This window comes from Pseudomonas sp. SAR267 (assembly GCF_052077595.1).
GTDB classification, from domain to species: domain Bacteria; phylum Pseudomonadota; class Gammaproteobacteria; order Pseudomonadales; family Pseudomonadaceae; genus Aquipseudomonas; species Aquipseudomonas vlassakiae.
On the sequence record NZ_JBQIHU010000001.1, the window covers coordinates 703,161 to 718,249 of the forward strand.

Below are 15,089 nucleotides of genomic sequence, written 5' to 3' on the forward strand. Positions count from 1 at the left end.
AACACATTCCTGATCAAAGTGAATTAGCTGCACAGCACTGCAGCACGTACCGGGTCAATGGATACGAGTGCTGCCAGCTGATGTTCCATTTGCCGCGCCAACGCAGGCCGGTCAGCGTCGTTGCGCTGGGCCTTCAAACGCAGCAGCTTGAGTAAGCGCGCCTTGACTTCGAACAGCAGGTCAGGCTCCCAGTCGGCAAATGTGTGGCGTTGCGCGGCAGCGTCCAGTTCAGTGAACAGATGAATGGCCAGCTCGGCCTTGCCGCACTGCTCGGCCACCCGCGCCATCAGCAAACGCAGTAGCCAACGCTGTCGCCCGGTCTGCACATCCGGCCGGTTCGCCAGCCAGGCCAGCGCCTGCTCGACACCGTCGGCATCCGCTTGCGCCAGTGCCTCGGGTTCCAAGGCGAGTATTTCGCACGCGGCCGCCGACAGTGCGGGGGCCGCTGCAGGCAGCCATTGTTCCGGGCGGTTACCGCTGACCTGCTGGTTGATCCACTCACGCGTGGCTTCATCGGCGAATGGCGAACCATCGTTCCAACACAGCAGCTCCACGCCCGGCAGGCGTTGCAGCAGCATGCCCAGATCGTGCTTGACGATATCCGCCCAGCTTTTGTAGGGCTCAGCCGATTTGCTCAAGGCCTGATGGAGATACCATTGCAAATCCAACCAGAAGTGGTTGACGCCTTCGGCAAACATTTGCTCGACCTGATCAATCAACTCGCTCCAGCTCTGCTGCAGGTACAAGCGCTTGAGCTGAGCGCGATACTCGCCGCGAGGCGGCGCCAGGCGGGTAATCCCCTGTGTATTGTGCGGCGGCACCTGATGCACGGTGTCCCAACGCAAGCTCTTCATCAGCCTATGCGCTGCCAACCACCCTTCTGGTTGATCACGTAAATAGCTGGCTAGCCCTCGACCACTGTCCAAGAGATCTCGACCGGACTGAATGGGTGTCGGGCTCGGGCCTGCCGCCCTGCCGTCTACAGGTGAATCACTGCCCGTCTGAGGGACGATTGCATCAACACCTCCCGACACGGCGAGTCGGGTGTCAAGGGCGCCGTACAAGCCGTCCAGTCGTGGCCGCTGGTCTTCAGGCCAATGGCTGACACCGTGCTCCAACCACACCAAAGCAGCCACCGTTCGCTCGGTTTCAGCCTTGATGACCTGAGGGTAGAGCGACAGGCTTGCCAGTACCCTGCTGCCGGCAAGCCACTCCAAGGCCATCTTGCGGCTATTGGGACGCACCGGCAGGATGTCGCAGGCATAGCGTTCCATTAGCGCCGCCAGCAAACTCAGGCCATCTGCCAAACCGGCCTCACCGTCCCGATGCAAGCGGGCCCAGAGGTAGTACGTGGCCACGCGAAGGTCTTTGCAGGACTGCTGGAGCAGCTTCTGCGCCAGTTGCGCCACAAGGTCGACATCCGCCCCGGAGAGTTTGTTGACCTCTTCGCGCATGCGCTGGAAATCGTCGTCATAGCCCGGATCCTCTCCCACCGGGACATCGCCGCTGATGGGTGTTAGCCAAGGCTCCCAGGATTCGCTGTGTTTGCGGGCAATGACCAGCGGCTCGCTGGCGGACAAACAGCTTTCAACCAGGCTTTTCAGGCTCATTCGAAGCCCCCATTGAGCGTGTACTGCGGGATATCACGGCCCTCTACCAGGAAGATCTCTCGCGGCAGGCTGAACCCGCGCAACTTGAGCAGTGCCAGCGGCCCTTCGCCCAACTCCGTGCGCAAATGCCAGGTCAGGCCCAGGCCATCTGGCGCATCCAGCACGACCCGAAAACGACTGTCGCCGTCGTCCAGCGCCATGACATTGGCCTGCTCCAGCAGACGAATCAGTCCCCAGGTGCCCTGGTAATCCGCAAACAGACGTTCGCCGGTATGGACACTGCTCCACGTCAGGCTGATGCCCGGATGATCACCCTGCCCGGGCCAGCGAAAGCGTTGCCAGCTTTCTCGCTGATTGAAGTAGTGATGCTTCTCACCATTGAGTACGAAGGTGGTCTGCACCACATCACGCACAGGCTTGCCTTGCAGCTCGAAGCTCAAGCCCATACCGCCATCGGTGTACAGCACATCGGCCAGCTGACTGAGCTGATTGATCGCGGTCAGAAAGTCCGGGTTGAAACGTAGCCCCTGGCTCTGCCGCGAGTCGGCCACCCAGCGGCTGCCTTCCTTGCGCAGAAGCCCCGTGAGCTGCTGTGCCAGAAACTGTTCGATCCGCCCGGAATCGGCGCGGATCATCTGCCCCAGCATGGGCAATGAAGCGTCACTGCTGGTGGCGACGAAGGGATAACGGCCGCTGAAAGCGCCCTGCCACTCATCAACGATCGCGCGCTGCCAGGCCCGGTTGAGCCCGACCGAGGACGGCTGCAGAATCTGTTGCCATGCCTGATCCAGCGGCTGCACGAACAGCGTATTGGCCGCTGGTCCACAGTCGGCGCCGAGGCTGGCGGCGATCAGGTTGCCATAGGCCTGCGTGTCGGTCAGGTCCGCGCCTTTGCCTTGGAATACCGTCTGTGCCAAGGCCTGCATCATCGCCTCGGGATCGGGCGCATTGACGACCTGCTGCAGCTTCAAGCGCACGCCGGTGACCCGCGTGAGGAAGGCTTGCAGGCTCAGACGGCCATCGCCTGATCGCCCGTCAGTGTCCTTGCCCAGCAACGCCATCAAGGGGCCAAAGGTGCTGTCGAGCGGGCCGCCGGGTGTTTGGGGAAGTTGATCGACTATCGGCGTTGCTTTTTGCCCCACCAACTTCTGTGCGGATTCGATCAGGGAATCGGCCAGGGCCTGGCCACGGACGCCGGCCTGCCCCTGGTAGCTCAACGTGTTCATCAAGGCGATCAGCGGTGACTGGCGCACATCACTCATCAGCGTCAACTGTGCAATCACATCGCGCAGGCCATGGCCTTGCTGCCAGCGCAGGCTGTTGAGGAAGGTGAGCCAGGCACTGCTGAAGTCCTCGAAGTAGCGTGTGGTCAACCGCTCCCTGAGCTGGTCGGGGCTCAGCGCCTTGGCGATGTCGTTGGGGTGGTCGCTGAGTACCCAGTCGATCTCTTCGTGCCGGGCTTGCGCCGCGTCTTCAATGGCTGCACGAACCTGCCCTTCCCACGCTTGGCGGGTGAATACACCGGGGACCTGTTCTGCACTGGCGAACAGGGCGCTTGCATCGGTGTCGCCGACCAGCTGTTGCAAACCCAACGCCGGGTAGTGGTTCGCCGCGGTGTCGAGGACCTGCTGGTAGAGGCTGCTTTCAGCGTTTCGTTGCCCCAGTTCGCGCAGCAGCACCTGGCGTGTTTGGGCAATCAACCTGAGGTCGGCCTTGATCGCCCAGTCAGGGTGCTCGGGCAGATGCTGGCCGTAGAATGTCCACAATGCCGGTTCGGCAGCGCCCAAGGTCTCGGCCAAGAAAGCAGCATCGGCTTTTTCTGGGCGCGCCAGCATCAGATAGGCTTTGAGGTAGTTGTACGTCTGCTGTGCCCGCTTGACGCGCAGGGGGCTTGCCGGCGGCAAGTTGACCAACGTTTTGAGCCGGTTTTCCAGCGCAGAGACGGCGGGGTCGCGGAGCAGCAGGTTATTGGCCTGCGTATAGAGCGGCCACACCGCTTCACGCAGGTCATGCGACCGGTTCAGGCCAAAACGCTGGTACCACGGTGCGCCGTGTTCTGATCGGTAGTCCAGGCGGGAGAGTTCGCGTACCAGCTCGCCCAGGGCCTGTTTAGTGTCGGTGCCTGCTACGGGCTGCTGCAACGCGCTGTAGGCCGCCGCGATCTGACCGACTTCGGCACGATTGCTGGTAAAGGACAACAGCAAACCAATGCCCCAGATGGAAGCCAGGCCAAGCGCAGAAACGTAGGCGATTCTGGCTGGGTGCCAGCCCAGTCGGCGGGCTCGGGCGGACCGGTCGCTGAGGATGCCTGACCATGCTGGGTCTTCGGGCCAGTAATGATCCACGCGAAGGTAGTTCTGGGGTTGCCGCGGTAAGCTGAACCACACACCACGCAACCAAACGTCGCGTTGCCGCAACAGCGCGGACAATGCAGTGCACCACCCGGAGACTCCCTCGGTCGCAATATCGCGTGACAACCGGAGCAAGAAATCGTTATCAGAATCTTTTTGAAGCTGCGATAGACCCTGCTCACGTAAGGGTTGTACGAGCATGCCTAAGTGGTCGGCGAGCCGCACTGACGATAATGGTACCGGGAGCATGCAGCCTACCGCTCCGATTTCGCGCGCGTGCTGAGGCCACATACTGTCGCAGACCTGCCACACATGCAGCAGCAATTGGCAGCGTAGGGTTTTGGCCAGATTCTGCAAACGACGAACGCTATCGTTCATCGCGCTCACGTTATTGCTTTGGTCTTTGTTCAACACCCAGACCACCCCATTGAGCGCACGGTTGCGGCATAGGCCGCGCCACTGCAAAAGCAACGCGTCTTGCGATTCACCTTGGATGCTGCCGGCCCACAGCAGCACGGTGTTTTGCCCTTCCAGCCAACGCTGCTCACTCAACCCAGGGGCAATCGCCTCGATCTGCTCAGACTCACCGACCACCAACAACAGTCGAATTTTACGCCGCCAGAAGAAGCCGTAGCGTCCCTTCAAATGCGCCCTCAACTCGGGTACGCCGAATGGATCCTCAGCATTAGAAACCACATTACTGCCAGTCGAACGAGTCCAGTTGACTCCGAGTTTTTGTCCCATCAGAGCAATAAAATCTCTCGCGCCCAACATTCGGATAGCCAATTCGCCGACGCCATCGAGAAAGAGAAATATCAAACAGCCGATCAACAACAATGCTGACCATTGCAAGCGTGCAGTCTCACTCCTCACCTGCACTACGGGATTATCGACCCAGATCAATACCCCACCCGCAACGAGCAAACACAGGATCACTATCCAGACGCTGATTCTCTTCTTTTTCACGATCATTCTCTATTTCAAGATCTCATGCAGGCCGGACAATAAAAATTTGAGCAGAGGCATCGTGTAGCAGGACCACCTGCGGTCCGTCCTCCGCCTTGGCACACTCACTAGCAACGATTAATGCGACATTACCTACTGCACATCCGGGCAAACCAAATGAATCATCCAATCGATGACACCTGGCCACGTTAAAAGGGAAACGTGCTGCATTCACAGCGATACTTGTCTCACGTAAAACGTCACCAGGCACCTGAACCTGCCAACTGAAGTACGTTTCTTCTCCGGCACGCAGTTGCCCCCAAAGAAATGCATCCGTAACTGCATCCTTGATAGAGCGACCAGCGCACTCAAGTTGGACAGGGCGATGAACCAGGGCGATCGAATCAATTTTTTGCGAGTTACACCACTGCGAAGAGCCCAACAACACAGCTGTCACGGTCTCGGCCTGTTCAGCAACGGGGTTTAGAAAAAGATTAATTTCGACGGACACTAACAGTTGATGTCGCTCCGGCGCATCCAACCAAGTGTCCAGCCACATTACGCCATCATCGTCCACCGCAAAGACCACGCTATCAGTTAAACGGTGACTGGTGGTAACTGCAGACCAAATAGACAGCAGCTCTTCATTGCAAAGCACTTGGTTATGCCTGATACGAACATCCACAGCAAGACTGCGCGCCCCGATCTCTAAATCAGCCTCCAACTCACGTAAAACTTGTTGTAAAAAACCACGTAAACGCTTAGCGTATTCGGACTTTGAGTAATTTTGTACCGACGGTTTTAATTGACTCAACCGCATTGTTAAGGCTTGTCCTTCCAGATAAACAGGTTGGAGAGGCTTACTACCCAAACGTAGGGCCTGAGCAAGTTTATTATTACCCGCCCCGGAACAATAGGATACGGCCAATACGGCAACCGTACGCTGGCCGCGCCGAATGAGTGACCGCTCCAACTCATCGCGACTCTCATTCCAACTCTCTATATAATCTCGATATTTCTCGTACGCCAACAAACGCAGTGCGTAGAACATTAACCCGGCAATCAAGACTCCTAATAATGCGCAGATCCAAAACCAAAATGATGTATGCCAACTGTCCACCCGCCAAAGCAGGACCATCAACCCGCCAACTACGAGCGAACAAAGCAAGATGACCACACCCCATCGCCAGTGCCGAGGTTGCCGGGGTAGCAATCGCTTCTCGGGTAATGAGTTCAGGTCAACTGCCATCTCACAGCCTACCTGCTTGAGGAAGCGACGTGATTAACTCACAACCACAGGAACAGCAATGACCGTCTAAAGCAATGGGCCGACCTTTAACTTTCGAACCTGTATCCCCCTCTGCTATTTCATTCACGCCGTGCCCAGGTATTGGACAAAAAACAGCATCACCTACGCAAGCGACATCAAGCTGCATAAATTTCAATCCACTGGTGCCGGCAATTACCTTGCCTCCCGAAGACAGTTTGTCGCCAACACGAATAACTCCGCGCATATCAATAAGCACCAAATAATAAATTCATTACCCGCCTTTCAGGCAGCCTATATTTAAATACCCCTGAAATAGAGAGCTCACCGCTACTCAATCCGATTGCCACTATTAACAACACACCGAGCCGTTTTATCGCCCAACACAATCATTTTATGTTCAAATGCATAACCATGCGGATTCTCAGCGGTTCTGTGCACATTCACTCCTCCTCCCCAGCTTGGATTGGCATATGCCTGACCGCGTGCAACTTTTGTATCCCGTCCATAGTAGTCCTTGGTAACGGGTGTTTTCGGCCCCTGGGGGTCAATTTCAGGGGAGTACTGATAATAATTTTCGTCATACCAATCTTTAACCCACTCCAGCCCATTATCCGACATGGCATAAAGGCCCAACGGATTGGGAGGAAACCTGTCTACCGGCAAGGGCGTGAGCCCGTCCGTGCTCCACCCCATTTTTCTAGCAAACTCCTCACGATCTCGATAAGTAGAAATGTTAATTCCTTTTGGCCCTCCCCCATATTTAGTAAAACCATCATTTGTCTGCCTATAAGTACCGTCATCAGTGGCCACCATCAGAAACTGACCGCGGCTGCGTGCCGCGTACTCCCACTGGGCCTCAGTGGGTAATGAGAAAGGAAGATTGGACACTTTAGCCAGCCAGTTGCAATAGCGGTCGGCCTCATACCAGTCCATATGCGCTGGCAAATTAGGTAAAGAATGAATGTTCTTCCACTCCTCCTGTATTTCCCTCTGCTCAAAAGAACGCAACTTAAGACCATTGCCTTTAAGATACATCTCAAACTCTTTATTTGAGATTTTAAATCTTGCGATAGAAAAGGCGCTCAACTTGACCTTATGTACTGGCCGGCTGTCTCCATCACTATCATAAGACATTTGCTCCGGCCCATACTCTAATCCATAATCCCCCATCAAATATTCACCACCCTCAACAAACACCAAGTCCCTTTTTACTTCTTCGATAAAACTCTTCATCTCTATCGGCGTTATCCCGAGTTCCTTATGATCAACTCCGTTCGCCAACTGGTCACAGCCTGACAAACTCAAAAAAACTAAACAAAATAGAGACACCTTAAAAAATTTCACGACCACTCCAATTAGATCTACTTAAGCAATGCCCGCACCACAAGGACCAAACTTGCAGCGTCGCGGGTAATTCGGATTACGACCAACGTTTAGCTTATAATAGACCGTATCATTCATAGCGAGCGCATAGCCAGAAGAACCAAACTCCTTCAACCGATCATAAATTATGGCCAATTCGTTTCGCTCATATTTTATTTCATATAATTCTCTATCTCGATCCCTCCCTAACTTAAGAAAGTCCACCAAGCTTCGCTCATGCCGCTCGACGGCGTCCAACTCATCGTGTCCCTCTGATGGGCCCTTCCCTTCCGCATTGACACGAGACAATACTTTACGCCACTCCGGCTTGCTCTGAATACTTCTAAGCACACAAAGCACCGCCTCTTTTCGTTCGCCGTAGCGATCGAGAAACTCTATGTTTCCTGGATCTATATTATCCCACTTACCATGACGCGTTAGAAGGTAAAGCAATATACCCTTAGCTTCAGGGGTGTAGCGCAACAGATCCAACTGTCGTGTGATAACATTTTTAGCTAACTGATTCCGTCGTCTCGAAGCATCAACACTCCTCTTCGTCTCATCAGCCAATTCACCAACCTGTCTTTTGAAACCCTCTGCAATTGTTTTAATCGATCCTTTTGCGAATGAGTAATAGTCATATACATTAGCTTCAACGACCTCCATTTGCATAACACAACACCACGTATACACTCTAAATGCGGCCTTATCCATAACTCTAAAAAAACCATAATTCCTTTCATTCAGTTGATAAATCAACCAAGCACCAAACTTCAGAAAGGTATTGCCATCCACCTCACAAATAAAGCCACCTTTGGCACCCGCCCCTTTGCATAGAGAGGCTGCAAAATGAAAACAAAACTTCCCATTAATAAAAGTACAATGAAAACTCAAGCCGGCACCCACCCCCGCCAACCCTGCAATACTGGGTCCTATTTTACAAAAATCGACGTACTCTCCAGTAGTCTCCAATATACCGCCATTTGTTTCCCCTGCCGCTGTCGGCTTTAACCATTGCAGTGATCCCGTCAGTGTTCCTTCCGCCCTCGCACCCGCAAAAGCTTCTGCCGAAAGTTTTATCCCTTCATCTTCACCGCTCATCTGCTTATGAAAATCGTAAGCTTTGCTTTTTCTTTCACTGAAAGGTCTCAAACGACCAGGTTGGCCCATGACGGTTTGCTGGTCACCACTCCTGACTACCTGGAATTGAGCCTCCACCTGAAGCGTCGCTCCAATAAATGCGGCCAAGCGAACGTTTAAACTTAGGCGCATCATCCCTAAATCAAACGGCGCCTCGTTCTCATCAGAGGGATTAACTGTAAGCGCCCATCCGATGCGATCCGGGGCGTAAATTGAAAAGGAGGCTATGCCGGCAGCCGCAGTTAAGCTGCCGCCACCCTCTCCTTTGATGGAGAATTGTTGCTTACGTGGATCAATTTCAACATTAGCGCCGAAATTGGAAACAAAGCGCATAAACTGAGTTCCGCCCTCAAAATCAATATGATCCCCCCACTTTGCCTCACCTTGTGCGGCAGCATTCCAGCTATCTGCCCAGTCAAAAAGTGAACAATCCATACTCAGTGCCTCAGGATCAAAACCAAGGCCTGCCCATTTAACAACATCCTTTAGATCAATTTTTATTTTTGGCCAATTCAATCCGGCAAGCTGCCTCTTAAGCTTCTTGTCGTCTATGCGTCGAATTTTTCCATCTTTGCGTCGCTCAAAGATACTTTCAGCGCCGCCTTTTTTGTCACTACTTTTCAACGACACAGTATGGAGTTCTCTGCCATCCTTGCCTTTACTGTAGTAACCTTTTTTTACATAAACTACAGGCGCTCGTTTCCCACCAGTTTTTCTTCTAGCAGACTGGCCACTAACAGGAACCAGCTCCACAACATCATTATATTTCATGTCTTGGGTAGAAAACTCACCAATTTTTTCTTTTAATTCTTTTCGCTTCAACTCCAAATTTCCCTCAGCTCGCACTACAGCGTCATGAAATGACGCCTCAGGCGCTGCTGTGGTTTCTGCAGCAATTCCATATTTTTCGATTGCAATGGAGTAATTAATTTTTTCCTGATGAAAATCATTTACACACTGCTGCATTTCCTTCCAATGCGCCTCAAACTCTGCAGCCTCACTGTCAGCAACAAAAACCAACTCTTCGGTTTCCGGACAAAAATAACACTGCACCGATTGATGATGAGCCACTACAACGGGATTACTTTTGCAAACCCTGCACTCTGCCACTGAAGTATCCGCACCGCTCATTTTCTATCACCCCGAAGTTACTCAAAGAATAACTTTATGCTTTGAAGATCAACTCCATAGTGGGATTGTGTATAACCATTCCCATCTGTCATGCCTCTCAGCACACTGCCATCGGCAGCTTCAATTCGATACCGTACGTAAGGTTTTGGCTTGTCACTGACTTTATCTTTAACTTGAAAGCCACCTTGCATGGGATTGCTGTAAACAGGATCTTCCAGGATCATCGGTGCCAAGGCCTTCTCCAATGAGGCAGTGCCTCCCCAAGCGATATTGTCATTCTTGATATGCAGTTCACCCGGGGCACCGATCTCAACAGATCCGTCTTTTATCTTGATATAGGCACCTCTGCTAACCAGAGTGATACCGTGTTGGGCATTGAGAACGATCTCGCCATTACTGCTATTTAAAGCAAGTTCCTTGTCTGCTTGTAACGTCATCGCATCGCTTTGGGCCTGAATGTCCACAGGGCCACGAGCCGCAATTAATCTGAGCCCTAACTTTTGGGCGAACAGACTGATTGCCTCACCTGCGGCCACGCTGAAACGTTTGAATAGGCTGAAGTCAGCACTATCACCAGCCGTAGCTGTAATAGAGTTTTCTGCCGATAGTTGGATGTTTGCAGGTGTAACCATAGCTATCCCGGCAGGTGCCGAGGCAAGGAGTCCCGCATCTTTGAGCCGCGCCAATGCCTCCCGCAGGCTCTGTTGGGCCTGATTATCAGCTGGTAATGCTCCCGACACAGCTGCGCTTTGCGACAGTGCGTTCACCAATGCCAGGGCGTTATTGAGCTGAGCCAACGCTGCTCCCATCTCCAGCATTGTCCCTTGGGCTTGAGGCTGAGCATCAGCACTGATGAAGATGCCGCTGCCACCGCGCACAGCGACATGCCCATCCGTTCGCAGCTCTGCCCCCGCTCCTCGGGGTTTGCGCTCAGCGTCGACTACATGCCCCAGATTAAGCTGAGTCTTGCCACTGTGCTCGGTACTGAGCTTGATGTGCTCCTGTCCACGCGTATCGTCCAGGCGGAACTTGTTGTTGGCCGGGGTCCGCAGCACATTGCGCTTGTAGTTGCGCAACGTGACGTGGTCGGGGTGCTGGCTGTCGTGCAGGGCATGCGCAATGTAGGGCCGGTCCGGGTCGCCTTGTTCGAACGCCACCGCCACTTCGGTACCGCAGATCAACGGCAGGTGCAGGCCATGGGTGTCCCCCGCATAAGGGCGCGCCAGTCGTAGCCAAACGCTTTCCTCGCCTGCTCGCCACGTGTCCCGGTCGAACAGGAAGTTGACCCGGTAACGTCCCTCCATGTCGATATGGCCGTAAGGGTCGTTCTTTTGCGTACTGGTGACCCGCGCCGGCACCGTACCGGCAATCTGTGGCTTGCTCAGCACTCTTGGCCGAAAGCCGATCGACTCCGAGTAGGGAATCGCGTCGAACCTGGCCTCCAGGCTCCGGTCGCGTGCTGCCTCGACGGTCAAATGGGTGATGACCACCCCGGGCTCGAAGACCTGCGGCGCCCCGTCAGAGACCGTCAGCACTTGCCCTGGGGCCAGCGTCACGCTGCTGCTGACACCGTTGCAACGGGTCTGCTCGTTGAGAAAGCGTTCATGATTCAGGCGCGCACAGAAGTACCCGCTTTCGCTGAGCAGGTCCTCATCCTGGTCAATTGCGTCACCCAGCGCGGTATAGGGTTCGCCGTAGTGATAGCTTTCGCCGTACGTGGTGGTGTTACCCCGGCTGTGATCAACCTCACCATCCAGAAACGCAGTCGCGTCCCGGTGGTGGTAGGCACGCACATTGATGTGTTGCTCCACCACCTGATGCTCAACCTGCAGCGCCCATACGCCGTCCTGCCCATTGCTGGTCAAACCCGACAGGGGCCGATGCGGCAACTTGACGCCAAACTGGTAATGGCGTTGATGGTCGTGAAACTCGATCACGTCAATGTACAGGCGATCGTCGTGGGAGAAGCGATACCAGATACCGACCTCCGCCAGCAGCCGGCTGATGAAGGTCAGGTCGCTCTCACCGTACTGCATGACCTGTTCACGCTTGGGGTATTCACGTGCCAGGTCGAACACGAAGTGCTGCCCTTGCAGCTGATGGCGACTGCGCAGGATGCTTTCGACTATCTCCGGTACCGACTGATGCTGATAGATCCGGTACTGCTTGCCACGCCCGAGCAAGGCCAGGTGCGCTTCAAGTGTGACTTGGTAGCGGACCTCATCCCGGGAGCCTGAGACACGCTTGAAACCCGTGAGCACACCATGCACTGTGCGTGACATGCCGTCAGGCATTGGAAGCGGAGTGGTCAGTTCAGACTTGCCCAGATGGAAGCTGGCATCTTTACCGAGGATCTGCGCCGCCTCGATATCCTGCTCCTGGGATGTGAATGCAATGGTGTACTTGAATGGCTGGCTTAGCCATTCCTCGCCTTTGAATGACAGTACATCGACTTCGGCCGTAAGGTCTTCAACTTCTAGCTGATAGCGGTTGTGGGTGGAACCCCTGATTGGCTTAGCCATGATCAGGCCCCCTCGATAGCCAGCAACGCAGGATCGGGTTCATCCACAAAGCTCAAGCTGATGCCGGTGTCTTCGCAGTACCCGAGCGTCACGGTTTGAGTCGCCTGGCCAAGCGCTTGCCGCTGGAGTAACTGCTGGCTGAGCACCGGCAGGATCTGCTGGTTGAGCAAGCTATCGATGTTGCGGGCGCCGGTATCGGGCAAAAGGCAGGCAGCCACCAAGGCTGCATGCAGGGAGTCGTCAACCTCGCATCGCAATCCATAGTGACGCTGTAACCGTTTGCCGACTTGATCGAGCTTGATCGCGACAATGCGCGCCAACGCATCGGCATCCAGTGGGCGGTAGATCAAGGTCTGGAAGCGCGCCAAGAGCGCAGGCTGGAAGTGCTCGCGTAGCACGGGACGCAGTAGTTCGTTCAGTGCCGCTTCCTCAATGTCTGGTTGCCGCTCGACACTGTCTTGCAGCAGGTCGCTACCCAGGTTGGAAGTCATCAAGATGACCGTGTTGCGAAAATCGATCTCCCTTCCCTCTCCATCACGCATGAAGCCGCGGTCGAACACTTGGTAGAACAGGTTGAGCACGTCGCGGTGGGCCTTCTCGACTTCATCGAGCAACACGACGCTATAGGGCCGCTGGCGGACGGCTTCGGTGAGCACACCGCCCTGACCGTAGCCCACATAGCCAGGCGGCGAGCCCTTGAGTTGGCTGACGGTGTGCGCCTCCTGGTACTCCGACATGTTCAGCGTGATCAACGACTTCTCGCCACCGAACAGACTGCTGGCTAAGGCATGTGCCGTTTCTGTCTTGCCGATACCACTGGTGCCGACCAGCAGGAACACGCCCATCGGTGCTTTGTCGTCAGTGAGGCCCGTTCGGGCGGCGCGCAACCGTTGGGCAAGTGCAAGCAGCGCGGGGCCTTGACCAACAACACGCTCGGCCAACTGATCTTCCAGGTTCAACAAGCTGGCGTGTTCATCCTTCAGCAAGCTGCCGAGAGGCACGCCCGTCCAGTCGGCAATCACTTCAGCCACACTGCGTGCGCACACGTCGAGTGACAGCAGTGGTCGACTCCCCTGCACGCGGCTGAGGTCTTGTTGAAGCTGAGCGCAGGCAGCCGTATCGATCTGGTCGGTCTGACGAGCCTCTAGCAGCTGATGGGTGAAATCGAGCTCTTGCTGGTATTGCAGCGCCAACGCGGTTTGCTGACTTTCAAGATGGGCCCGTTGTGCGTTGATCTTGGCCAGGCGCGGCTCAGCCACATTGCCGGTCAGCTGCGCATCCTCTTCCAGCGCCATTTGCTCAGTAATCAGCGCCGTCATTTGCGACTTCAGCTGGACCAGTGCGTGAGGCTCACAATCCAGACTCATGCGGACCCGAGCACAGGCGGTATCAACCAGATCAACCGCTTTGTCTGGCAGGCGGCGCCCCGTCAGAAAGCGCCGGGACAAGCTGACCGCCGCCTGCACCGCAGCGTCTTGAACATGCACACCGTGGTAGCTGGCATAACGTGCTTTGAGCCCTCGCAGCATCACACAGGCATTGGCATCATCCGGCTCATCGACCTTGATCATCTGGAAGCGACGTTCCAGTGCCGCGTCGCGCTCGAAGTACTGCTTGTATTCACTCCAGGTGGTGGCAGCGATGGTGCGCAGCTCGCCACGCGCCAAGGCCGGCTTCAACAGATTCGCCGCATCTGCGCCCCCTGCCTGGTTGCCAGCGCCGATCAAGGTGTGCGCTTCGTCAATGAACAGCAGCACCGGCGTTGCTGAGCGCTGGACGGCATCGATCACGTTTCTCAAGCGTTGTTCGAACTCGCCTTTGACCCCGGCGCCCGCCTGGAGCAACCCCAGGTCCAGCGTACGGATACACACCGGTTTCAAGCTATCGGGGACATCGCCGCTGGCGATGCGTAAAGCCAGCCCCTCGACCAGCGCGGTTTTTCCGACACCTGGATCGCCTACCAAAATGGGGTTGTTCTTGCGCCGACGGCTCAGTACATCGATCACCTGACGGATCTCATCGTCGCGGCCGAACACGGGGTCAATCTGCCCCGCTGCTGCCTTGGCAGTAACGTCGTGGCTGAACTGGTCTAGAGTAGCGAGCAATGCCACGTCACCACGTGAGGCGACGACGGCGTTAGGCTCATCTGACACTTCTGGTTCGAATAGTGATGCCTGCTCTGGTTGACCTTCTTCCGAATCGAATTCAAGCAGCGCCATCATTTGCTCAGATTGCGTTGGACCGATGCTCGATAGAGGCCAAGTGGCGGAACAGTTCAACAAGGTTGGCGTTTCAAATAGCGCCTCCAGCAAATGAACGGATCGCAATTGCTCACAATCACGATCCAACGATGCCAGCAACCAGGCATTGGTGATCAACTGCTGTACCTCACCGCTCAGCTGAGGTTTACTGAGCACGCTGCGCGGCAAGGTATCGAAGTATTCAAGCAACCCTTGCCAGATTGTTTCCACATCCCACGCGTATCGACGGGCGATGACCACCAGATCGCCTTCGCCCTGCTCAAACAACTTCAACAGCCAATGTTCAACAGTGATATGACTGTGCCCACGTGCCTGGCATAGCGATGCAGCCGCCGTGAGTGCTTGGGTACAATATGAGTTGAGCCGGCGTAGCAAGCGGGTAGGATCGTGTGCCATACAGGGCATCCTTGTCGTCAATTATCAGCCTGTCGCCACAAGTGCGAGCGCGTCTGAATATCTGAGGTGTATTTGGCTGAACGCCCGCGCACGGGCGCTCA

The 15,089-nt window shown here is 55.2% G+C and carries 8 protein-coding genes; all 8 read right to left on the reverse strand.

Translation table 11 applies throughout. From position 1 onward, the window contains the following. Positions 1-23 precede the first annotated feature (23 nt). The 8 genes from tssA to tssH all read right to left on the reverse strand — a co-directional run bounded on the left by tssA (position 24) and on the right by tssH (position 14,988). Entirely contained in the window at positions 24-1,610 is a 1,587-nt protein-coding gene (gene tssA, locus ACTORR_RS03690; protein ID WP_441343546.1) for a type VI secretion system protein TssA, read from the reverse strand. After that, entirely contained in the window at positions 1,607-4,933 is a 3,327-nt protein-coding gene (locus ACTORR_RS03695) for an ImcF-related family protein (RefSeq protein WP_441343547.1), read from the reverse strand. Before ACTORR_RS03695 ends, tssA begins: the two co-directional genes overlap by 4 nt. 16 nt (positions 4,934-4,949) lie before the next feature. Then, positions 4,950-6,155, reverse strand: coding sequence for a hypothetical protein (locus ACTORR_RS03700; RefSeq protein ID WP_313364713.1), 1,206 nt, complete (start codon positions 6,153-6,155; stop codon positions 4,950-4,952). A 1-nt stretch (position 6,156) separates the two neighbouring features. Further along, the gene (locus ACTORR_RS03705; protein WP_313364715.1) at positions 6,157-6,420 is read right to left on the reverse strand and encodes a PAAR domain-containing protein; all 264 of its coding nucleotides are present in this window, start codon (positions 6,418-6,420) and stop codon (positions 6,157-6,159) included. A gap of 83 nt (positions 6,421-6,503) precedes the next feature. After that, a complete protein-coding gene (locus ACTORR_RS03710) occupies positions 6,504-7,520 on the reverse strand; it encodes a formylglycine-generating enzyme family protein (protein ID WP_313364712.1) in 1,017 nt (338 codons plus the stop codon). A gap of 21 nt (positions 7,521-7,541) precedes the next feature. Further along, the gene (locus tag ACTORR_RS03715) at positions 7,542-9,809 is read right to left on the reverse strand and encodes a hypothetical protein (protein ID WP_441343548.1); all 2,268 of its coding nucleotides are present in this window, start codon (positions 9,807-9,809) and stop codon (positions 7,542-7,544) included. Between the two features lie 17 nt (positions 9,810-9,826). Further along, positions 9,827-12,331 carry a type VI secretion system Vgr family protein gene (locus tag ACTORR_RS03720; RefSeq protein WP_313364710.1) on the reverse strand — a complete coding sequence of 835 codons (2,505 nt, stop codon included), beginning with the start codon at positions 12,329-12,331 and terminating at the stop codon, positions 9,827-9,829. 2 nt (positions 12,332-12,333) lie between these two features. Beyond that, positions 12,334-14,988: a type VI secretion system ATPase TssH gene (gene tssH, locus ACTORR_RS03725; protein WP_313364709.1), complete on the reverse strand. Its 2,655-nt coding sequence runs from the start codon at positions 14,986-14,988 to the stop codon at positions 12,334-12,336. Positions 14,989-15,089 lie beyond the last annotated feature (101 nt).

What these genes read in the sequence shown, in the direction of transcription:
- ACTORR_RS03720 (WP_313364710.1), bottom strand. Translation starts at nt 12,331, where the DNA reads ATGGCTAAGCCAATCAGGGGTTCCACCCACAACCGCTATCAGCTAGAA.
- ACTORR_RS03715 (WP_441343548.1), bottom strand. Translation starts at nt 9,809, where the DNA reads ATGAGCGGTGCGGATACTTCAGTGGCAGAGTGCAGGGTTTGCAAAAGT.
- tssH (WP_313364709.1), bottom strand. Translation starts at nt 14,988, where the DNA reads ATGGCACACGATCCTACCCGCTTGCTACGCCGGCTCAACTCATATTGT.
- ACTORR_RS03695 (WP_441343547.1), bottom strand. Translation starts at nt 4,933, where the DNA reads ATGATCGTGAAAAAGAAGAGAATCAGCGTCTGGATAGTGATCCTGTGT.
- ACTORR_RS03705 (WP_313364715.1), bottom strand. Translation starts at nt 6,420, where the DNA reads ATGCGCGGAGTTATTCGTGTTGGCGACAAACTGTCTTCGGGAGGCAAG.
- tssA (WP_441343546.1), bottom strand. Translation starts at nt 1,610, where the DNA reads ATGAGCCTGAAAAGCCTGGTTGAAAGCTGTTTGTCCGCCAGCGAGCCG.
- ACTORR_RS03700 (WP_313364713.1), bottom strand. Translation starts at nt 6,155, where the DNA reads ATGGCAGTTGACCTGAACTCATTACCCGAGAAGCGATTGCTACCCCGG.